A 23,929-nucleotide genomic window follows, 5' to 3' on the forward strand; every position below is an offset into this window, starting at 1 on the left:
CCACCTTCACAGGTGTCCCATTGATCCCCAAGCGTTCTGACCCATACAAGTGGCGCTCATCCAATTGGTAATTGCGCTGATCCGGATTGGCAGTATACACCCCCATCACCTGTCCGTTCGCATCATAACTGTAATAGGTATACTTCCACTGCGACGGATTGATAACATTACCGCCCTGACGCGGTTTCTCCACCTTCAGGATCCGTTGACCAAATGGATTGTAATAGAATTCTAGTTCAGGGCTGTCTGCATCCGTTCGTTTTATCCCTGACAGTTTATGATCCCCTAATCGCCAATCCAAAAGGATCCCCTCCGATGCGTCTTCGGTCAACTCACCAATCTTGTTGTAGGTGTAATTCCCTGCAACCTGACCGGGTTTAATATCATCATACCCCGGATGGTCTATGGCATCATCTACAACGTAACTCAATCGATTCGATCGTTTACCTCCCAATATATAATAACCATACGAAAACCGATCCATATCTACTGCGGAACCAAAACCATTTCTTTCTAAAGATAGTAAATTTCCGTTACGGTCGTACTTGTAATGAGAACCATAGTCTTCCGTTGCATACGAGTGATTCCAATCAAAATCAGGCCCTTCTTTTCGGTAGGTATTTACCTTTATGAGTCGCTGCAGCTGATCATACCGGTATGCGTACCCCTGAACCTCCATGCCCTCTATGGCCGTGACCATGTGGCGGATATTACCATTGAAAAGATCAGGAGCTCCATTACCAAAATTAGTTCCCATATAGGTCGCTTCAGCCGGTATGCCCCCTATTGGATCGTAATCTCTGTCAAAATACCCGAGCGAAAAACCTACTACATCCTTTACACAGATGACGTTGAATTCCCTTCAAAGTCTTCCGTTTTTTTTCATTGGAAAATTACAACAAATCATACGAGCAATAAATCTGATACACGTAGTACGTAATTATTGAATAATAGGTCGAATAAAACACGAAAAAAGGGCAATCTAATGATTCCCCTTATCGAACTATTCTTGCTAAAACCTCCTCTACCACCTGAAAAACAAATGGTTAATTAAACAAATTTCATTCATCAATAAATCTGGTACACTACCGAAGTTACATACATTTTTTACCGTCAGGTGATAGTTTGAGACACTACCGAATACACTACCTATTTTTTACTCACACACCAATATGTTTTATTTTTTTTCAAGAAAAAAATGTTTCCTTTTTTCACCTTTCGCAATTCACATTTGAATTCATCTAAAAATGTATTATTAAGAACTCCGAATTTCTTACTCTGTTCAATTTTTCTAACGGAATCATAGATTATTCTCGAATAGTTTTGATTAGGACCTGTAGCATATAACACACCTTCTTTCAGAAGAAAACTTATCATGTTATTTTGAATATCTACCAGTTTAAACATTCCATCCTCAGGTTGAGAGATATGCATCGAACCAAAAAAACCTCCCCATTTTTGTAGACTATTCTCCTGTACATATCTTTTAATTTTCAACGCCATGAGACTATCTCGAAATATCGAATCATCTAAATTTCCTGATTCGTATACTTCAAAATTGATATATGTCTCTTCAATACTCTGAATTAAAGTTAAAAATTCTGATTGATACTTTAGTAATAAAGGAGTTATGTGCGTTCTAATTCGCCCCAAGTAATCCATTAAAAACGGAATATTTAACTTTTTTGTTTTAAACAGTTGATAAGTAATTTCCGAATGCTCTCTATAATATTCAGATCCACTCAAAAAATTCTCATAATAAACCTCACGAATTACATTTAGTGCATTTAACAAATCACTCTCAATATCAATTGGAATAATTACAATATTTGATTTCTTAAAAGAGTCCAATTTTAATTTCTGATAGTCATTCTTACCAATAGATGCTTCAAAATATTCACTATATGGCATTTCTATAAAAACAGTATCAATTTCATTTTGAGTTAGTATTTCTATATATTGATCAAGTACATTGTATCTCTCTCGCCCCGAATGATTTTCACCTAATAATATTATTTTCGTTCGACAACTTATATTACCCCTTATCTCAGAAACGTTAATCACTTGTGCATCAAAATTAAAAACACAAAAAAAAACAATAATTACTGTAACTATACTACTCCTCATTCCTATCAATATTCTTAATTTCTTTTTCTTGCTTTACGTCTTTTACTTCGACTCGTAGCTCTCTTTTTTGATAAATCCCATACCCAGTTACTAGTCCTACCATTTCTTAAACGTATTGCTTTTCCAATATAAATCCAATTATATGTTCCTAATTTTGTTTTCCACTTAATTCCAAAAAGAGGAGTAAAGGAACGATCGGTAAATTTCCTAGCTTCTTTATGTCGTGTAAAAATCATATTATGTGTTTTCCAGTTTCTTCCTATTGCTATTGAAATAAAATGAAATTTACGAGACTTGGTCTCTAAGCTAAAAGAAAAGCCCCATCTAACCTTATTTGATCGATTCTTCTTGTTTCGATACTTATCTCTAGCACGAGTCATCCTTAACTTTTTTTCTTTAAAGGTATTTTGAGTAATATTTTCATGTTTATCATCAACAATATGCGACAAAGACTCATCCCCCCCCCTTATCGAATACTTCCAAAAAATAATATCTTCATCATCAGATTGCTCAAAAACACCTCCGTATCTAAGTGCTGGAGAGTCTTTATCTAACTTGATATAAGTAACCTGATCATTTTGTTTCGCTTGATTTAAATTCTCTCGAACAGTTTTGTTAAATAATGCCAGTACATGAACCCTTATCCAATTACCTACTTTTTCACCAAACGATTCACCATATCTAATACCTCCTCCACTATTAATATTAGATATGTCATCCGGAGGTAATTCAGTAGGTAATTCTAACTTTTTCCTTGCTGGACCACCTTCCAAACCTTCAGGGTCGATAAAATATATAGGATTATTATTAAACGCCGTATACGGACTCATTTCAGGATAATCCGCCATCAACGGATCCAACGACTTCCACCTACCCAACCTCGGGTCATATTGCCTGAACTCGGTAGTATAACTATTTCCATTCCCAGACAGTTCCCCATCGTGTTCCATCCCATTGAACTGGTAGCGGTAATCCACTCCCCCATTTCTACCCGGCATGGTCATACCAAACGCATAATAATCACTCCATGAAAGTAGTACAGGGTCGTAGTCACCATCCGTAACATTCCACATTTTCCGGTCGTTTATGACGGCAAGGACGTTCCCCAAATGGTTGGTCAACTCATACCGTTTATTTCCACGTTGATCCGTGTGTACCACGTCTACCCGCTTATGCGCAAACGGTTCTAAATTACCATCGACAATCACCTTCACAGGTGTTCCGTTGATCCCCAAGCGTTCTGCCCCGTACAAGTGGCGCTCATCCAATTGGTAATTGCGCTGATCCGGATTGGCAGTATATACCCCCATCACCTGTCCGTTCGCATCATAACTGTAATAGGTATACTTCCACTGCGACGGATTGATAACATTACCGCCCTGGCGCGGTTTCTCCACCTTCAGGATCCGTTGACCAAATGGATTGTAATAGAATTCTAGTTCAGGGCTGTCTGCATCCATTCGTTTTATCCCTGACAGTTTATGATCCCCTAATCGCCAATCCAAAAGAATTCCCTCCGATGCGTCTTCGGTCAACTCACCGATCTTGTTGTAGACGTAATTCCCTGCAACCTGACCGGGTTTAATATCATCATACCCCGGATGGTCTATGGCATCATCTACAACGTAACTCAATCGATTCGATCGTTTACCTCCCAATATATAATAACCATACGAAAACCGATCCATATCTACTTCGGAACCAAAACCATTTCTTTCTAAAGATAGTAAATTTCCGTTACGATCGTACTTGTAATGAGAACCATAGTCTTCCGTTGCATACGAGTGATTCCAATCAAAATCAGGTCCTTCTTTTCGGTAGGTGTTTACCTTTATGAGTCGCTGCAGCTGATCATACCGGTATGCGTACCCCTGAACCTCCATGCCCTCTATGGCCGTGACCATGTGGCGGATATTACCATTGAAAAGATCAGGAGCTCCATTACCAAAATTAGTTCCCATATAGGTCGCTTCAGCCGGTATGCCTCCTATTGGATCGTAATCTCTGTCAAAATACCCGAGCGAAAAACCTACCACATCCTTTGCCACCCGTAAGTTACGTGCTGCAAATAGTCCTGTTGGGTAAACCGTTCCGTCTTTTCCGGGATCTTTACTTTTGTCCAGCATATTACTGTTCATCCCTTTCAGCCAACCGTTAATGGTGTACATAAAGTCTTGTCCCTGTACCCGCGCACTTCCGATTTCCTTGCGAGCCAACGGTCCGTAGTCGTAATAGCTATACCCCGCTTCCCGGTGATAGTGAATCGCATCCGTACTGCTGTGCACTTCCGTCAAACGGTTCAAAGCATCGTATGTATACGTCTGCGTATGTTGATCGATTTTTTCTGCCTGGTACAGGACTTTCTTCATGTTTCCACTCAGCAGCTCATACTCATATTGCGTAGAAACATTCTCTGTCGGTAATCCATCCAATGGCATATCCTGAATCACTTCTTTCACATTCCCGTGCACATCATACGAATAATGTACAGCACTTTGGTATTTCCCAATCTCCGACTGATAAACCGGATAATACATCACTGAAGCTACACGCATACGCAGATGCTCCTGTTGACCGTTCGCAAACTTACTCTCGACATAAGAATTCAGAGGTTTATCATACTGTGTCCGGGTAATTTCCATCCGATAACTTGAAGTTACCCAACTTTCAAATGCGCTTCCTTTATCATCCACTTTAAGAATCGATTCAGCAGGGGGATTATTTTTAATGAGTCCCACTTCAACAGGTCGTCCTATTTTATCATATAACGTATAACTCAGATACCCCAAGCTTGCCTGATGCGGATTCTGTGAAGCCGCAATACGTCCGTAGAAATCATACCAGAATCGGGTGTCTCCTTCCTGATCCGGGTTGGTTGTGGTTACCAACTGATTGTAACTGTTATATCCATACGAAGTTATAAACGTATGATCCGGAACAACACGAGGCGTTCCCGCCAGTCGGGCCGTATTTACATCAGACTGCGTCGTGGCATCGTTCTGAATAAAGTTTCGATCGCGTCCTTCGGGAGCTACCGTTTGTACAAGATTACCTGCCTGATCGTAATAGAACAAAGTGTGTTGATAGCTATTAAAGGGCGCAGAGTACTCCATCACTTCTGTTTCAAATGCCTGTGAACAGGTTGCCATGTATTGCTCGTAGAAAGCAATACGCTGTTCTTCCACATGCTGTTCATAAGCCTGAGTTGCCTGATAGATTAACATTCCCAGATCCGGCTCATAGCAAGCTTCCTGCCAGGGCATGTCTTCAAGAGAAAGAATGGGTGTAGTATTGCAAAGTTGAGCTGTGGACGGATCGCAAACACAACTTAATAAAGAAACACATCCTGAATTTCCAGTAATCGTACTGACAGCAATCTGACCACAATCCACATAGTACACCTGAATCGTAAAATCACGATCATCCGTACAACCATCTCCCAGAGGTTGAAGGTTTGCAAATCCAATTACCTGCTCAATTCCAAACGAGTTGTCTTCAGGAAACTGCAATGTAAGATTACAGCTTGTCTGGAGTTGAGGGTCTTCGAAATGTAGAATTAGCTCTCCTGCCAATGCTCCAGGTTGAATACTAAATCTCTGATAAAGAGATGGTGTTTCCAGCTTTCCGTATGTCTGGGCATACACTACATTTTCCTGTATCAAGTCAATAGTAGTCGAAGGCGATAAGCTCAACTGTCCGCGTCGGGCGATGAGATCTAACACCGCCGTAAGTGCCTCCGCTTCTTCTGATAGTTCGCATTCCGGCTCTGTAACCGTAGTATTACAAGCTTCCGCAAACTCTCTATAATTCCCATATTGTAATGCAAGCTTAAAACGATCATTCATAAAATGAGTAAGTAATTTACCGTAATTCACAGAATTTTCAGTTATTCCTGTAAATCTGGAAGCAAAAACTGAAGCTGCCGCATCAAACTCAGTACACCCTATACATCTCGTACATGCCAGATTTCCTGGTGCAACCTGTTCTTCATTTTCAAGATTAACCATTTGTAAACCTGACCATACCGCTCCGGGAGTCCATCCAGCTCCAAATGCTTTATCGCAAGCACATAACATATCATCGATATCCGGAATTCGGATACCATATAAATCATACAATACTTCTTCCTTGTTAGCATATTGCAAAGGATTCTGTTGCCACTCATAACGAGCTGTCATCAGCTTATCACATCCACAATCATCAAGTGTCATGTCATTTGTTCCTGTTGACGGAATCTCAGGTTTGGTAAGTAGTAACGGACTACATAAATTGGTTTCGTATCCACTCCCAAGAACATTCGTTAGAATAGTATGTACTTCACCATAAAAATCGAGTGTTACAAACTGATTATTGTTTACAGCAGAAAGTGAATTACACAAATCAGACAACTCTGTTTCAACCTGACTAAGTTGTGAACTTGTAAAACCACATAAACTGAGTTGACCTGTCCAGTCACTCACCAATTGTACACACATTTGTTCCATTGCATCATCAACCTGACTTTGCAAATCTGTATAAAGAGATGATCCATCCTGTAAAAGATTAGGCAACATCAACGAACTTTGGAAACGAGGGTGCTTCGAACTGTAGTCTCCTGGCGTATTACAGGGCTGAGGATCAGTCTTCAGAGAGTTGTATGTCCCACCTGCATGATCAATAACAGCAGTCGGAGAAAATGTCGGATTACCAATACAGCCATTGTAACAGCCATTATCCAGCGCATACTGTTGTTCGGCCAGGTAATAGTACTTCTTCTTTATTGCCTGGTACATAGAGACATAATTTAACCAGATCTGGTCATTAAGACAGAAATCTTCTCCTTTATATTCCGTAATAAGACGTATTGTCCACGGATTATCTAATGATTCATTTGGAAAAACAACTGACCATATTGCTATTTCTGTAATCGTGTAGGGATCTCCATATTGGTTTTGAGTATAATTCTGGAGGTCTGATAACATATCACTATAATAAACAGATCCCGGATAAGTTTGAAAGAAGGGATCTATTACTGGGTTCCCGGATGTACAATCAATTCCCAAATGCACATTCGTAAATTCTAAACGCTTTCTCAGAAAGTTATTCGGAAAGAAACTCAATGGATCCGCCGAAGTAAGATTAAGCGGGTTGTACCAGTGATCACCACATGCATCTTTCTGTTCAATTACAGAACGCATGGCATGATCATAATCATGTGAAGCCTGCTGAGAAGTACAAAACGTGTAATAACAGTATTCTGGATGAAACACAACTAACGCATTGGCCCATGAAGACTTCCATTCCGAGATGAAATCTTCAAAATTCAACAGATTTTGAGGTACAGTTACGGTTTGCCCAAATCCATTTGTAGTAATTAATGCAGGATTACTGACTTGTGGTGTATACCCTCCATTACCATCATCAAATACAGTGATATAAGATGGTGTAACACCATCTTCTTCCATATATACAATAGTGTTATCTTTCCAATTCCCGGAGAGTGAATTAGATGTATTAAATACTGATAAATCAAAAAGTGATGGATTCATTGTATATACACCACCTGACCATTGCTGATATTGCCCATATTGCCCATTCGGACTCACATCCATGTTCATAATAGCAAGGAAATCATCACAACTTGCTCCAGCCGGATTAAAAGGCGCAGGTTCAAAGACTTGTTCACAAACGTCAAATACAGCATTGTTATACAAGCCATTGAAAAAATCAAAGTAACTGGTCGTACAATTTTCAGAATTAACCTCCATACACCAGTAGTCCGGAATAACTTCTGTCGCAATACGTAATTCCTTAGAAATAACATAAACTCCGGTTTCAACAATAAATGGATCTGTAAAAACGTAATCAGCAGAAGCAGTAGAACAGGATTCATCCAATGTATAGGACTGTAAATTTTCCAACTCACTCCCATTAACGAAACGTTGTTCAGAAAGTACAATCTCCCCACAATCATCCTTCACCGTCAAAGTCAATTCGTAAACGCAATCAAAGCAAAGTTCGCTTTCCTGACAAAAGGAGGAAAAGTGCCCGGGAGTAAATCCATAATTAAAGGCTACTTCTGCATCCGTATCGAAAAAGATATGTTGAACTTCCTGACTTACTCCATCAACGGGAGGATTATTTTCATCTATTCCATTAATCATATTAACAGTCATCGACACAGCTCCTACATCATTAATAACAAGCAAATTTGTTGGTTTATTGCCCAATAGAGCACTCGCAATAACACGTCCCGCCATGTCATAATATTCAACATAGTGCTGACCGTTTGCATCGCGCATTACACGCTTCTGGTAATGCGTATTGATCCCTACATCTGTACCAAAAAGAAGATTTAATTCTTCCTGAGATGGAATCACGTAGAAAAACTCTGTTTCATGACCACTACCAATCTGGAATTCTTCTCCATAAGCTCCTGCTCTTTTTATACGTCCTGTCTGATCCGGCATATATTGAATTCGTGCAAAGGGGAATCCTTTCGCATCCGGTATATAGGCATTTTCCCGCTCTTTATCCGGATTATTGACTGAATAGTATTGTCCCGATCCATAGTTTTGGGAAAATCCTTCACTTTGCGGAATACACGCAATCATAGGGTCTGCATCTTTATCAAAAAATGCCGGACCATAATTCACTAACGGATTACTTTCGGGACGGTTGAACGATTCGTAATACGCAAGACTTTCTCCGTCCACCGGAGTACCCAAATCACTGACCACAGGACGACCATGATAATCATAATACACATTGGATACAATAGCTTGTGCTGTTTCTGTATTTCGGGCTATTTGCTGTCTTCCCCTACCTAATCCGTCGGCAAATCCAACACTCTCAAAACGTTTACCTTCCTCCGTATATCCAACGGAGTGAACCCAGTTTTTTTTACCCCCTTCTACTTCTGAAGTTATTACCAACTTATACTCAGATGGAAAACTGGAAATAATACCACTTTCCGAAGCGCTCCATGCTCCTTCCTTACGATGCTCGTAGTTAATACCCTGACGACCTACTCCACGTAAACGAAAAATAAGGTAGCCATGATCAAATAATTTGGGGATTCTGTATGTTGTCCCAAACACCTCAACACGTGTAGAATTTCGATAAAAATCGTACGTAAGTAACGATGGATTTTTAAATACGTTTTCTGTTTCTGTATAATCATTAATATGTACAAATTCCAACTCATAATGAGTTGCTCCAGTAACAGCCGTCCAGTAAAAAGTGACGTAATCCGTTTCACTGGTTGCATCTATTCCTATCCCTAGAGGAACCATCCCGGAAAACAGATACCCTCTCTCCACAGTAATCTCATTTTTAAGAATTACGGAAGCATTAGGCATATTGCCACCTAAACTTACAATTTTCAGCTCTACTTCATGACCCCCAGTAAAAAAATAGGTTGACCGATCAGTAACTACAATTGCTCCATTTGGATCATATTCGATTTCTAATGTTTCCTGTCTGGTATGTGAAACAAAATTCTCATCTTTCCATGTAATATTCACACCAACCGTTGTATTTTCATATACTCCACCAGTAAGCTCGACTGTAGGGTCATATTGTAAACTTACTTTATTTTCAACCGCAAGGTTTTTAAAGGATGAAGTCCAGGAAGTAGGGTTTGATTCCATAAAATTATACTTCTCATCCTGCGACACACACACTTCTCCCGGAGTTAACACCCCTGTAAGCTGATTCGTATATACTTCTGTTTGTCCGTATCCAACAGAAAGAATCATCAGGAGCAAAAGCAATATACTATACTGTCTTAATCGTTTCATTTTTTCTTGTATTGAGCGGTTAGTTTCCTGTGTATCGTTTGCGAATCCCCGTTTGTGTTTCCGATATGGTTTTAATTCCTTCTATCGTTTCTACACGTACCCGAACCAATTGATTATTTTCATCATAATTGTAGAACGTCGTAAAATTGTTTCCATCGTGTGTGGCTATCGGAAGCAAATTATCAGGATCATAGACCGTTGTACTCATCTCAGATTGAACCGGATGAATCCTGAAATCATCTATAAACAGATCTGTTGAACTAGTGTTACTAACCGAGACCGTTACAGCCGTTTGTTGAGCAGGAATCATAAAACGTCCTTCAACTCTCTGCCATCCCTCTAATATAGGTCCTGTTGGTGTTAGAGTGTAAACAGTTCCCCCAACACCTACTGTTACTGAAACATTAGAATAAGAAATTTCCGGCGCATTCTTTTTTACCCATGTACTCAGTACATATTCTCCGGGAAGAGGCGAAAATTGTTGAATACAATCACACTCTTCAGGAACATATTCACCTGTAACCGTGCGATCATCAGCAAGTGTACTACATGACACCGACGAGATTCTTCTAACAGTTGCTCTTTTTCCCGGTGCTATTTTTAAAGAGTTGACTCCTGAATGTCTGGTTTCTTTTGTTATAGATACCCCTGAAGATCCCTCTTCTAAAAAATCAAAATGGGAAAAGGCAGTTATAACCGGAAAAGAAGACGGAGCGTAAATATTATCATCGAAACTCTCAAATACAATCTGATTTGATTTTGCATTAACAGCTTGAGCTATTGGAAGCATTTTCTGCTTTTTATTGTATCCATATAAAACTGAAGCGCTTACCCCAAGAGGATCTATAGCCTCCTGAGCCTTAGCAAATTCATCAAACTTATCCAATTGCTGTAATTCACGCCATTCCTGATAATCTTCTGATGCCACATAGTCAGGGTGTCCGTTTTCATAAATTTTAAACCATTTTCCACCATTCAACCCATAAAAAGGTTTATAGTTGAGTAACTCTGCATCTTTACGGATTCCGTCTGTCTCAACTTCTCTCTCTGATTGAAAAGCAAGTTGATTAATGATATATGGGGTTCCCATTAGTCCTCGTACAAAAGGGTTTACCTTTTGACCTGTTCCCGGAACAAAATCATAATCCCCAGGTTTATCGACTATTTTGTCATTATGTTTTTCAAAACAAGGAATATTATAGTTAAAATCATATTCTACCGCACTCACAGAAAGAATATCTTTTTTCGGGAAAATAAATTCACTTCCATTTACAGGATTGCTCTTTGTTGTAACCTGCATCATCTTTTCAGTAATGCGATTTTGCCTTCCCGATTTAAACAACTGCACATCAACCTGTTCAACCACTGTATTAAATCGACTTCCGTCAAGCTGAATAAGAGAACCTCCTTCTCCTCCCGTTAATGCCCATGCCTCTTTTATCAGTCCGTTTCTGTTAATCAATACCACATCACCCGACACTAAAGAAGGTTGATTGGAACCTCCAAAACTTAACTCCCCGTTATTCAACAGAACATTCTCTAATTCAAAGTCTTCACTAATATATCTGTTTTGTAAATTCGGATAGTACCAATGTGCGGGATACGACACTGCATACAACTTATCATTGAACTCATCGTTAAGAGAGGAAACTATCACCTCTCCGGAGTATCTATCCCGAACAAGATTTTCCGCACTGTTTTTTGAGCCGAGATAAGTTGTTTCAACACGCTCTAATACTGCGTTACGATTCAAGTGTTTCGTGAAGGTATGTACGTAAAACCCTTTTCTTGTCTTTGCACTTGAAATATCAAAAGGTAGAGATAGTGAAAAAATGAATGGAGGTACATAAGTAACAATTGCCCCTCCACCATATGCAAACATATTCGATTCATTTTCAACATAGCGTGCGTCAGAGTATATGTCATATTCCGTAGCGATAGTCTCATTTCTGAGAGTTCCGTCTCTATCCAAAGTTTTTACACTATTATCTGAAGAATAATGGTACGTACTTTTTTGAACCTGATTTCGATCCCTGTCAACTATCCTACTGGCTTTTACTTTCCCATGAAAATCATTTGTCACAACCAGATACCCCTGAGCCAGACCATTTAAACGTGTTTCTTTGGAAGTAAAAATATTATTTTTCTTGACACGTGCCCCTCTATCTACTCTAGTTCTTTCAACAATAGTAGGGAAATCTTTTGCCGTATGAAACTCCGTAACTGATTCACCAACAGCGTTCTGAGTAACATTGTTTATTTCTCCAAATTTCACTTTTACTTTTGAGTAGCCAACTATTGGAGCCGGGAATAATAATTCTCCTATTGGTTCTGTATTATAGCGCGTATCATCGGGAAATTGCTTGATTTCGTTCTTGTATGTTGACCAAGTATAGAAAGGATTTACTGTTTTTCCAATGATAGGTTCGTAGGCAGCCACTCCTGTATAGGTCAATACATCTCTTCCTGTTGGTCCTGTGACCCAATGTTCATACTGATATTCCCAGGTATAACTACTCTTCTCTTCAGTAGACATCTCATTCCAGTTGTCTGAATATGTAATTGATTTTACTCTCGCATTACCTCCGTATTTATATCCACGAGGATCATACGTTCGAATAAAACTGTTGGACAAATCTATATATCGACAATATTTCTCTTCATTTAATGCTTTATTAATGTCTTTTCCAAAAGCTACCTTTGCATCAATATCGTTCGAATAATCACAATCCGTTACTTGTGGGTTGGACCAATTGAACGTACAGTTTCCATATACTACATCCGGAATACTAAGACGTGCATATTGCCAGGCAGTTTTTTGTATGGGGTTCACCATGTAACCCGAACTACCTTCTTTATCTTTTATATCCACTGGGCGAAGACATAGATAGCCCAACTGCTCCCCTCCATGATTCACAACACCGACAGCAGGCTTAGTTATATCATTGTGTTTCAAATTTACAGCATCACTTAATATATTTGAAAAACCTATGATATTTTCATAACTTTCAGTGTTCGTCGGATGAATCATAACTCTGAACTGAAAAAAGAGTTCTTTCAAAATAGCTCCTTTTTCTGTTTTCAGATACTCCTTTTTCAATTTTTCGATTTGGTCCTGCTGACTCCCTGTCAAAGGTTCATCTAATTCAAAGAATACAACAATGTTTGGATTCTTTTTATCTCCACTGTCGACTAGTTGGTTCGACATATTGGAAGCTCCATTCAAAATAAAATCTTCCACATTAGTCATCCCTTTTACCCTAATCATTCGCATAACTTCTTTATCTTGCGTATGAGCGAAACGATCTGCTTCATAAGCAACTGAAATAGTTCCATTAGAAGGCGTGCGTACAGACTTTAATTTCCATGCTTGAGCGTATTCATTAACCCAAACATCATCTTGAGAAGCTTCCGGATAGTCAATATTATTATTCCAGGTATCATTTTTCTTAAACATCCCCCAACGATCTACATTTAAGTAACTAAAGTCGGGATTGTCGAAAGAATTACCCGCTTCATAAGTAAACTCATAGGGAGCTAATTTCCCTAATTCTGAATTTCCCCCAGAAAAATGGATTGACTTCAGCGTTAATTTCCCTGAATTGGATGAAATACCATTGGATGTATTACTATTCGAAGGAGTTCCCTTACATAAAGAATAATCATATTTGAAACTAACCACTTTTACAGGAATAGCATTCATACCGTTTTTAATCCTGTCATTTCGGTTGTACAATACTACTTTTTCAAGATAACGTAGTGGTTGATTAGCATTAAGCCCTCCGTTTTCACCATTAACTCCGTACCCATCTTTTCTAGGATTATTTGAAGGATCATTCAAATGAAACTCTACGATATAATTTTTTGTCTCTATCGATCTTGCATACCAAATTTCCTTTTCACCGTATGAATAAGTTGCTATATCATCAAATGGTGTTGATAAATGCCCCTGATTCAATTTAGCGCTATTTGTCTCATATGGAAATCGCCACTTATAAGGAGAGTTCTCACTATATATTCTAGTATAATTAAATTTATAGTAATTCCCGAAGTCATCTGTAGTAGGCCCATTCCCCGTTCTGTCAATATAATCGGAAGAAGTCATCAAGGACAACAGGTAAGAATGTGCATACCCAGGAGTTTTTGTTTTTTCATAAAATCCATTTCTTCCCCGATTATTATTCCAAGAATTATCCTGAGATGAGTAAACAATATTACCAGAAGATGTCGAGGTATTAAAATTCTGATTTCCTGATAATCCACTTGCATTAAAAACAATTTCTGACTGCTCAATATTATATACAGGAATATCAAAATGGTAATTAATACCGTTCTCGGAAACAGCTTCTATAGCAGATATATGATGTCCTTTTCTGACTCCTCCAACACGGGGAATTTCTTGAACGGAAGGATTCATCCATTGATCAGGTATAAAATAGTTTATTCTTTCGTTTAATGGAGAACGTTCAAAATAGACCTGCCCGGTCATGGGGCGATAGTAATTTGCACGTACTTCCCTTTCCTTCGGAGCAGCTAGGAAATTCATATAATTACCTCGAATAGTTGAAGACGGATCAACCATAATATTTCCACCTATAGCTAGAAAAGATTCTGATGAAGGAGTGCTTCCTCCCATCGCATTCCATAGCTGCATATTCCGTGGTGTTTTTTCCCCAACAGCTTTAAAAAACACATTTTTCTCAATTCCGTCTTTTTCTTGGTGATTCCATCTCAAAATTCTTTCAGAAAAATTTTCCCACCTCCCAGAACTTCCTTCTGATGTAACATCGCCTTTTGAGTAGGCGTAACCTACTGAAAAGCCAACAGGAACCGCATAACCAACATATATGTTATGATTTTCATTTGTTCCTTGGTTTTCTATTCTAATGGTAGGATCCGAAAATGTTCCGATATCATTTCTGTATCCTCTCACACTACCTCCGATCCCCATAGCGGACACATTAAAAAAATCATAAGTCGGTGCTGAAAAAGTAAGGTTTGCCATTTCTTCTGAGAATTCAGAATCATTCTCCCTGTTAAAATCCATTATTCCAAGGTTACTCTTCGCCTTATTCTGACCTTTTCCCAAGTGATAATATCCATAAGCGGGTAGATTTAAGGTTTGATTTTTATGCTTGTAGCGATCTGCTAATTCATATTGCACATTCGTATATGTAGTTGATAAATGAAAAGAAGAAAAAGATAACAGAGCATTAACATTAGTAGTTGTAGATTCGTTCTCTCCGAATCTAGGCAACTGATACCGAGGGACTGAAGTTGGCGTCCCCAAGGAATAAGTCGCAGACATATTAGTCGATATCGATGCATTAAATGAATTTGATTTTAGAATTGGAATACCCAAATTTCTCCCAAGTGTTGTAGAATATAATCCTTGTCTACTGTTAAATTGTTGAGACAAAGACCAATTGCCTAGCCCTATACTATTATTTCTACCCACTCCATTCTGAGAGTCCATAGAAAAACCAACCCCCCAATTAAAACTGATTAAATTTGCTACGTTAACGGAACTGTTAACTCCAAAATCCCACGTAGTTCCTTTACCATTATACGAGTTCATGTAGGTTCCGTAAACGGCACTTAAACCTATTCTCATTCCTCCTCCGAGTATCGTTCCTAATCCTCCTCCATTTTTCGAACCTTTCGTCTCATAATCCTTCATACCAATGGATCGTTGAACTTTATCTTCTCCGTTAAAATCGTCAGGAATACCTCGCATATCTCTTGAAACAGACCCCACATTAAGATCCCAGCCCAACCCCACCCAGGAAGCATCCTGGAACATCGTTACATTTGAGTTATAAGAAATCGTAATCGGATACCCATCTACATCCAACAAGGGAATCGAATACGAAAAATCTCCGGTAAATTCATCTACCATACCGGACGTAGATCCCAGAGTAAATCCGGTTGTTTCACTCTGGGAAGGTCCTGCCTGACCATATACCGGTTGTTGAATAAGTACAATCGGAAGCAATAGACAATAAATCAAAAATATACTAAGTACTTTCGATATCGGATGTTTGCGAATTTGCTGTATCATAATGACTTTAATTAACTTTCTTGAAATTTAAGTAGCGTTTTTTTCCATTTATGGAGTACACGATTAACGTATGTACAACATCTGCCGGAATATTTAAACCGGAAAGAAACAATGTATGGTAGTTTCCATGTGTTCGGTGAGGAAGGGCTGTATTAACTCCAACCGGAGCTCCAAAATGATCAGATGAAGCGATAACAGTATTTGTGTTATCACGTATTTCAAACTTCAACTGCTCCCCGGTTTCTGCATCTTGCAATTCATCAAAATGAAAAAATAGTACCGGTCTGTACATCAGATACAGCTCTCCATTTAAACGCTCCTTTAAGGTAACCGGTTTCGGACACTCTAAACTCACCTCAAATTCTATTTGTGGGCGTTGAGCTGGTGTTCCATTCTCCGACGAGCTGATTGCAACATTTCTTGAACCGGATGAGCTGGGATACTGTAAGTCTATAAAGTATCCGTAATTGGGATTACCCTGCCAGTATTCCCAAAATGCTTTGGTATCAATTGTTTTTAACCCCGTTGACGTAATGTTTGTTGATTTCTGAATGGTATTGTTATGCACTGGTTGATGATTGTAAGTAACTACATTCTCCTGCCATTGTTCAGTTATTAACTTTAAAAACGGTGTATTACCTGACCCTGAATTAGATATAACCTGTAACTTTAAATTAGACTTACTAATAGTAAAATCAGGATCAAGAAACAAATTAAATCTTACTAATGCCTTTGTATTATAACTGTTGTGCACTTCTCCGTACTGAGTTATTGAAGATTGACCTCTGCTAATTGTAAGAGAAGATGCCCCCCCATAGTTATGATCAATATAATCACTATACACTGGAGAAGGATACAGATTAAGTGTTTGCCGGAGGTTCGAGATATACGCATCATCTACATAATCAGATCCCGGATTATAAGTAATACTCACCTTCTCACATTCCACACCAACGATAAAAGACATATAGCTCTCTACGCCCAGACCATCTGTCACCTTTACACCGTACCAACCGTAATTCAATCCACTTATCGTCGGAGAATTCGTTCCGATAGCATTGCCTGAGCTGTTAAACCACTGATACGTATATGAACCATTACCCCCACTGGTAGTAGCCGTAATTGAGCCGTCTCCTGAACTCGTCGTTGAAGCATGGGTTACAGATACCAAATCGATTTCAATCGGCAATACGTATTGTACAATAAGCTTTGGTTTGTGATCAAGAGCCAATATCGGTCCTCCAGGATACAACTCGATATAAGAGATCCCTGCCTCTTTTGATTGATAAGAATTTTCGTAATCCATCTGAACTGCAGGATCACGATCAATAATGAACCCATAGTTTAGATTTGGGTAGTTGACCCAACGTTGTACCATAGTAGTTAAATTCAGGTCATCGAAATGATGAAACTTAACATTCGTATCCCAGGACCAATTACTTACGGTTGGTGTTTCCGTAAATTCATATTGTGTAGTTTCTGTAGGTATGGTATTCCATGTAACCGTTGATTCACTCCAATCTTCTGTCAATTGCTGAAATAAAAAACTGGAAGGAATTCCGGTTCGGAATTCCATTTTTAATTCTGCAGAAGTAATAATGGCATTATCAGGGATAGAAGATAAATCAAATCTCAATAAACTTTTAGTATACACAGACCCCTCCGATATTTTAAAGATACTTAATATCGTTGTTGTTCCATAGTTACCCGTTGGAACTATGGATATAGTATACACATCATCTGAAGGAGTAAATGAAGCCGAAGTCTGTGCCGAAGTCAGTCGGATTGAAAATAACAAAGCCACTAGAACTATGACATAAGTAGATCGTCCTGATACAGGCAAATAGTTTTGATGAATAAGCATAATATACTTCTTAGTATTAGCAGTTAATGGATAAATTCAAACGTGCTGAACACCTCCGGATTCAATAAGTAATCTTTCACCCGTACATGTATGGTATAATCAACTTCATTCATGAAAGGGATAAAGTCCAGGATAAATTGATTATCTGTAAAACTAACCGCTTCCGTTTCCAGGCGTGTCAGGTCATACTTTACCCGGTAAATGGGTTGCTGACTTGTTTTCTCCAATACTTCCACAAACAGTTCTCCGAAAAAATCGTAATCCGCTACGTATAAACTCAGTTTCAGTAAGGGGATCGTCTGTGTAGAATCCAAAGGGGAGGTAACATCTCCTTCTTCATAAATTAAGACGGATACACTGTCCATTTGAGCGGTAACCTCGTTTACTTTTAAGATTGCCAATAGACTTATCAAGAGAATAAAAATGTAGTTTTTCATGATATAGATTTGATTAAACTTTGTTTTCGCTAAAGATTAGGGATGGTTTTACAAGGTTTTTCCAGTTAGTTTTTGCTTTTCGGCGGCGAAACTAATCCTAAAATCCGGTTCCAACAAGCTTTTATTAACAAAAAAGTATGAATAATTTTTATCAGGAATTTAACAAGCTGCAAGGCTTCCCCGTATAATTCTAACACCTAATTACTTATCATATTTTCACAAATCAAGTTCATTAATTACTGAACTTATTGTACTTTTATAAAAATTGAAGAATTAGCATGAGGAAAAGAGAATTCTATATTGAGCAGGTAGGTTTGTTTTATGAAAACTACGGATTACCTCGTATGGCTGGTAGAATATTGGGGCACCTCCTCTCTTCGGAATCCGATGCGATTTCTTTTGAAGAGTTACAAAAATCTCTGCAAGCCAGTAAAGGCTCTATCAGTAGTAATGTAAATCTCTTACTCAATCAGAAGCTAATTATCAAGCACACAATACCTGGCGATCGAAAAACTTACTTTACTCTTTCCTACAACAGTCTGAATGCAATCATAGAAGAAAAAGCAAAATCAGTAACGGCTTTTCGAAAATTGTTTGAAAAGGGAATCGGGTTTCATACAGACCAACACACTCCAAAACACGAAATATTATCTGAGATCATACACTATTACCAGTTTTTGGAGAAAGAAATGCCGCTTTTGAAAGAAAAATGGGAAAACAAACGAAAAACAATACACAATGACAACAGAAAGAAAAGTTGCTAAGTTTTTTAATCTTACGGATGAAAATTGGATGAAACATTCGAACCCCTGGAGTGTCTGGACCCGTTATTCCGTCCTGCCACTTATTGTTTTTGCATTCTGGTCCAGAATATGGATTGGTTGGTGGTGTCTTGTCCCCGGAATAGTATCCCTTCTATGGATGTTTTTTAATCCCATATTTTTTCCCCGACCTTCTTCTACCAAAAACTGGGCATCAAGATCTGTTATGGGAGAACGGGTTTTCCTTAACAGAGATACAATAAAAATTCCCGAAATACATACAGGTGGAATCCATACGATTCTAAACCTGATTTCTTCTTCAGGAATGATCCTTGCGATCTGGGCAACGGTTACCTATTCTGTTTGGGGAGCTATTCTGGGAATTGCACTCGCCTATTTGGGTAAAAGCTGGTATTTGGACCGAATGGTCTGGTTGTACAACGACATGAAAGAGAAAAATGAAGAATACAAAAGCTGGGAATATTAAATCTACCTCTTTTCAACAACAAAACCATATCTATTTTGGTAAAGATCTTGGAATTTTTATCGGGTCATTAAAAGACAACTCTTTCCACAAACATTACGCCATACAGATATGTGTTTCTTTATCTTCTTTTACATTAGAGAGTAAAAACTCTGATTCGAAATTGCTACAATCCTGTTTCATTACCAGTAACACCTTCCACCGTCTTGATGCTTCCGCTACAACCTTAATTTTATTAATAAACCCCATTAGCTCTCTCGGACATCAACTCAGTTTACAGCATAAAGAAAATACTGTTCTTAATTTACATACGACGCTTGAGGAAAAATTTAGCGTAGTTCTTAAACAATTTCTATCCGGAACATTAGATTTCCGACATGTACAGGAGGCTATCAAAAGTTCCCTTCACACATTTACCTGCCAGTGCGAAGAAGATAACCACTTACAGGACAACAGGATTTATTCAGCCATCCAATATCTGGAAAAAAATTTCGACCGGGTTGTTTCATTACATGAGATAGCTTCACTTTGTTGTTTATCTGAAACCCGGTTTCTGCATCTATTCAAAGAAAAAACGAATATTAATTACAGACGTTACCAACTCTGGAATAAACTTGTAAAATCGCTCCCCTATTTAAGTCAGCATTCAATAACCGAAACTGCTCATACTTTTGGATTCACCGATAGCTCTCATTACACCCGAACTTTCCGGGAGACTTTCGGACTTTCTCCTAAAAAGCTTATAGCTTCAAAATAGCCGGTTTATACAAGTTTAGCAATAAGAGAGTTGGGACATTTGCACCAACACATTTATTGAATAAATAACACACGTATGAACAGGTATTTAAACTCCTCTAAACTTCTGGATTATCAGGAAGATGCTATTCAGGAATTAATCCGTAAAAAAAACTGGTCGGCACTCCCTAACATAGAGCGTATAAAAGCGATCTATAACTTTGTCAGGGATGATATTTATTTCGGATATAATCGCTCTGATGAACTTCCCGCTTCCCAAATTCTCCGTGACGGATATGGTCAATGTAATACAAAAGCCACACTATTGATGGCATTACTCAGAGCTACAGGGATTCCTAACCGTATTCATGGTTTCACCATAGATAAAGCTCTTCAAAAAGGAGCTATAACAGGAATCAGTTACTGGCTTTCTCCAAAAAACATTCTACACAGTTGGGTAGAGGTTTATTATAACGATCAGTGGTATTTTCTGGAAGGGGTTATTCTGGACAAGAAATACCTCACTGCTTTACAAAAAAAGAACCCGGATTGCAAGACAACATTTTGCGGATATGGCGCATATACTGATAATTTCCAAAATCCACCGATTGAGTGGAATGTAAATAACACATTTATTCAGGAAAAAGGAATTAATCAGGATTTTGGCGTTTTTGACTCTCCTGACGATTTATATTCAGCACACCGCCAAAACCTTAATGCAATACAGCGATTTGTTTTTCAAAAGATAATACGGCATAAAATGAACCGAAATGTAAGAGCCATCAGAGACAATAAATAGCAAAAGGGCATGATGATGAATCATGCCCTCGTCTGTATCTTATTATTCGGATTACTTCTGTGCTACAGCCTGCTCATCAAAAGACTGAGAAATTGCAGACTTTTCAAGACGAATCTTTGTTGAAGATTCACAAGCTATCAATACGGTAGTATCTGCCACTTCAAGAATCTTTCCATGTACACCACCAATGGTTACAACTTTATCCCCAACCTGTAAGTTCTCACGAAATTTTTTCAACTCCTTTTGCTTCTTCATTTGAGGACGAATCATGAAGAAATAAAATACTACAACAATTAAAATTAATGGCAAAAATTCACCCATTTCTTTCTCTTTTTTAATTTATAAATTAGTACTTCTGTACCTTAGTTTTTGATTACATTTCCTTTGATAAGGAATACCGTTCTTGTAGGATTAGTATTCGCCATCATCGTAACCGATTTTGAGATTTCTCCTGAAAAACCGGTTGTGTTCACAGAAGACTTAATCAATCCTTTTTGTCCCGGAGGAATCGGCTCTTTAGTATACTCGGCAACCGTACATCCACAAGCTGGTTTTACATCAATGATTGTCAATGGAAGGTCTCCTGTATTCGTAACTTCAAAAGTAACATCTACCACTTCTCCTTCAACTACATCTCCGAATTTATACACTGTTTCAGCCTCAATTGTCGTCGGAGCACCAAACTCCTGACTTCCTTCATTTCCACAGGCAAATAAAATTCCCGATACCAGTACAAACAGTAAATTTCTCATACGTTTTTCTTTTATTGCATCAGACCTCTTCCGGCCTTTCTGATTTTCCCTTCCTTTTCCAGATGTACAATTGCTTTATCCAAAATACCATTGATAAACATATTACTTTTCGGCGTACTGTAATACTTCGAAATTTCTATGTATTCATTCAATGTTACTTTTTTGGGAATACTTGCAAACTCCTGCAATTCCGTAATTGCCATATTCATAAGGATGACATCCATCTTCGCAATTCGCTCCAGTTCCCAGTTATCTGTCAATTTCTCGATCAATTTTGCATTTTCATCTTCATTCATGATTGACTTACGCAAAAGAGTAACAATAAACTGTTTTTCATCAATCGCATCGCGGTACAATTCAAGAATACGATTAGGTCCTTCTTCCGAAAATCCTTTTATCGTCTTGAGCACCATCGAACACATCAGATCTATATCATCCAACCAGCTAATGCTTTTCTCTTCGAAGAAATTGTACAGCAATCTTGAATTGGCAATTTCCTCCTTGAACAAAGCCAAAGCAAACGCTCTGTCTTCCTCAAATCCGGACAACTCATTATTCATGAACGTAAAATACGTCTCCGAATCTTTGATTACCAGAAACATCTTCCGGAACATTTCACGGTTTACATCCCCCATCCAGTTGATCTTGCGCTGTTCGGCAATGGATCGCAACTCAGCACTTTCCTCCAGAATCCGGACAATAGCATTATCCATAAATTTCATATTCGGATTCAGGTCTTCTTCTGTAGGACGAATTTTATTCTTTGCTTCTTCCGCACGAATAAGTGCTATCTGCTTAAGCTCACCAAAAGTCAGTAAAAGATATAAATACAGATCATACATTTTTTCCACGGAGTTTAATAACTCTGTTTCCGTTTTTCTGTAGTTTTCTTCGTCTGACTGAAAATAGGCATACAATGCCTGTAAAACTTTAATACGTAAGTGTCTTCTGTTAACCATGATCTATTATAAAGGAAGTTTTACTTTACCAATAGCTACAATACGCTCTTCAGCCATTTTGTTAGCAATCTGGTAAGCAGGAATCCCTTCCTCTTTAGAACGATTAATAATAGATGAAATAGTTGTATAAATTTCCTCCGCTTTTGCCATAGCCCATTCTCCGGAAAGATTTTTTACTTCAGCATAACAGTTTATAACTCCACCGGCATTCAATGCAAAATCCGGAGCATAAATAATCCCCCGATCCATCACTGCTTTACCGTGAATGGTTTCCTCTTTCAACTGGTTATTTGCCGCACCTGCTATAACAGAGCACTTCAAACGATCAAGTGTTTCATCATTAACCGTCGCCCCTAAAGCACAAGGCGCATAAATATCCATGTCAATATCATAAATTTCATCCAGACCAACTACTTTCGCGTTGTAGGTTTCTGAAATACGTTTTAAAGTCGGTTCATGAATATCAGTAATAAACACGTCAGCTCCTTCTTGCGTCAGGTGCTTAACCAAATACTCACCTACATGCCCCACACCCTGTACAGCAACTTTTTTCCCGGCAAGTGAATCTGTACCAAACTGAGCTTTTGCTGCAGCTTTCATACCAACATATACACCATAAGCTGTTACAGGAGAAGGATCTCCACTTTTCCCTGGCAGACCGACTACGTGATCTGTTTCCATATTCACCCAGGTCATATCAACAGGAGAAATCCCTACATCTTCTGCAGTGATATACTTTCCGCCAAGACTGTTCACAAACTTCCCGAAACGACGCATCAAAGCTTCTGACTTCATCGTTCTAGAATCTCCGATAATTACGGCTTTTCCTCCTCCAAGATTCAACCCTGAAATTGAGTTCTTGTAGGTCATTCCACGTGACAAACGCAATACATCGTTCAAAGCCTCCAGCTCATTTGTATAATTCCACATACGTGTTCCGCCCAAAGCAGGTCCGAGAACGGTATTGTGAACTGCAATAATAGCTTTAAGACCTGTTTCATTATCATTACAGAAAAGAAGCTGCTCATGATTATATCTGCTCATCTGAGCAATTACAGGATTCTCTGCCAGGTGAGTATCCTTAATATCTTTAACTTCAAACATACTTTTATCTTAATTGTTTCGAACTAGTGTCGTTTCTATTGACTAAATTTGCAGTGCAAACAGCG

General features: G+C 38.5%; 14 protein-coding genes. 4 read left to right on the forward strand and 10 right to left on the reverse strand.

Annotated elements, in window-relative coordinates; all coding sequences use genetic code 11:
* The 6 genes from ABDZ97_RS12970 to ABDZ97_RS12995 all read right to left on the reverse strand — a co-directional run.
* Positions 1-757 (reverse strand): hypothetical protein (locus ABDZ97_RS12970; RefSeq protein WP_343788348.1); only part of this gene is annotated, 757 nt, incomplete at its 3' end.
* A gap of 392 nt (positions 758-1,149) precedes the next feature.
* Positions 1,150-2,127 (reverse strand): hypothetical protein, encoded by a 978-nt coding sequence (locus ABDZ97_RS12975; RefSeq protein ID WP_343788350.1) that lies wholly within the window; start codon positions 2,125-2,127, stop codon positions 1,150-1,152.
* 14 nt (positions 2,128-2,141) lie between these two features.
* Entirely contained in the window at positions 2,142-9,908 is a 7,767-nt protein-coding gene (locus ABDZ97_RS12980) for an RHS repeat domain-containing protein (protein WP_343788352.1), read from the reverse strand.
* 19 nt (positions 9,909-9,927) lie between these two features.
* The gene (locus ABDZ97_RS12985) at positions 9,928-15,969 is read right to left on the reverse strand and encodes a hypothetical protein (RefSeq protein ID WP_343788354.1); all 6,042 of its coding nucleotides are present in this window, start codon (positions 15,967-15,969) and stop codon (positions 9,928-9,930) included.
* A gap of 7 nt (positions 15,970-15,976) precedes the next feature.
* Complete coding sequence (locus tag ABDZ97_RS12990) at positions 15,977-17,833, reverse strand: DNRLRE domain-containing protein (RefSeq protein WP_343788356.1); 1,857 nt, start codon at positions 17,831-17,833, stop codon at positions 15,977-15,979.
* A gap of 23 nt (positions 17,834-17,856) precedes the next feature.
* On the reverse strand, positions 17,857-18,270 hold the full coding sequence (locus tag ABDZ97_RS12995; protein WP_343788358.1) for a hypothetical protein: 414 nt from the start codon (positions 18,268-18,270) through the stop codon (positions 17,857-17,859).
* 278 nt (positions 18,271-18,548) lie between these two features.
* On the opposite strand from ABDZ97_RS12995, the gene ABDZ97_RS13000 reads away from it, so the two are divergent.
* The 4 genes from ABDZ97_RS13000 (at position 18,549) to ABDZ97_RS13015 (ending at position 21,049) form a co-directional block, all read left to right on the forward strand.
* Complete coding sequence (locus ABDZ97_RS13000; RefSeq protein WP_343788360.1) at positions 18,549-19,034, forward strand: GbsR/MarR family transcriptional regulator; 486 nt, start codon at positions 18,549-18,551, stop codon at positions 19,032-19,034.
* The gene (locus ABDZ97_RS13005) at positions 19,009-19,518 is read left to right on the forward strand and encodes a DUF6653 family protein (RefSeq protein ID WP_343788362.1); all 510 of its coding nucleotides are present in this window, start codon (positions 19,009-19,011) and stop codon (positions 19,516-19,518) included. Before ABDZ97_RS13000 ends, ABDZ97_RS13005 begins: the two co-directional genes overlap by 26 nt.
* The gene (locus tag ABDZ97_RS13010) at positions 19,490-20,272 is read left to right on the forward strand and encodes a helix-turn-helix transcriptional regulator (protein ID WP_343788364.1); all 783 of its coding nucleotides are present in this window, start codon (positions 19,490-19,492) and stop codon (positions 20,270-20,272) included. The genes ABDZ97_RS13005 and ABDZ97_RS13010 overlap by 29 nt, the downstream gene beginning before the upstream one ends.
* A 75-nt stretch (positions 20,273-20,347) precedes the next feature.
* Positions 20,348-21,049 carry a transglutaminase-like domain-containing protein gene (locus tag ABDZ97_RS13015; protein ID WP_343788366.1) on the forward strand — a complete coding sequence of 234 codons (702 nt, stop codon included), beginning with the start codon at positions 20,348-20,350 and terminating at the stop codon, positions 21,047-21,049.
* A 51-nt stretch (positions 21,050-21,100) separates the two neighbouring features.
* On the opposite strand, the gene yajC is transcribed toward ABDZ97_RS13015, so the two are convergent.
* Genes yajC through ABDZ97_RS13035 form a run of 4 tightly spaced genes read right to left on the reverse strand, consistent with a single transcriptional unit; the run spans position 21,101 to position 23,864 of the window.
* Complete coding sequence (gene yajC, locus ABDZ97_RS13020; RefSeq protein ID WP_343788368.1) at positions 21,101-21,370, reverse strand: preprotein translocase subunit YajC; 270 nt, start codon at positions 21,368-21,370, stop codon at positions 21,101-21,103.
* Positions 21,371-21,411: 41 nt separating this feature from the next.
* Positions 21,412-21,801 (reverse strand): DUF1573 domain-containing protein, encoded by a 390-nt coding sequence (locus ABDZ97_RS13025; protein WP_343788370.1) that lies wholly within the window; start codon positions 21,799-21,801, stop codon positions 21,412-21,414.
* 11 nt (positions 21,802-21,812) lie between these two features.
* Positions 21,813-22,760, reverse strand: coding sequence for a transcription antitermination protein NusB (locus ABDZ97_RS13030; protein ID WP_343788372.1), 948 nt, complete (start codon positions 22,758-22,760; stop codon positions 21,813-21,815).
* Positions 22,761-22,766: 6 nt separating this feature from the next.
* Positions 22,767-23,864, reverse strand: coding sequence for a Glu/Leu/Phe/Val dehydrogenase dimerization domain-containing protein (locus ABDZ97_RS13035; RefSeq protein ID WP_343788374.1), 1,098 nt, complete (start codon positions 23,862-23,864; stop codon positions 22,767-22,769).
* Positions 23,865-23,929 lie beyond the last annotated feature (65 nt).

Origin of the sequence: Wandonia haliotis, from assembly GCF_039523435.1 — a bacterium.
Classification (GTDB): domain Bacteria; phylum Bacteroidota; class Bacteroidia; order Flavobacteriales_D; family Crocinitomicaceae; genus Wandonia; species Wandonia haliotis.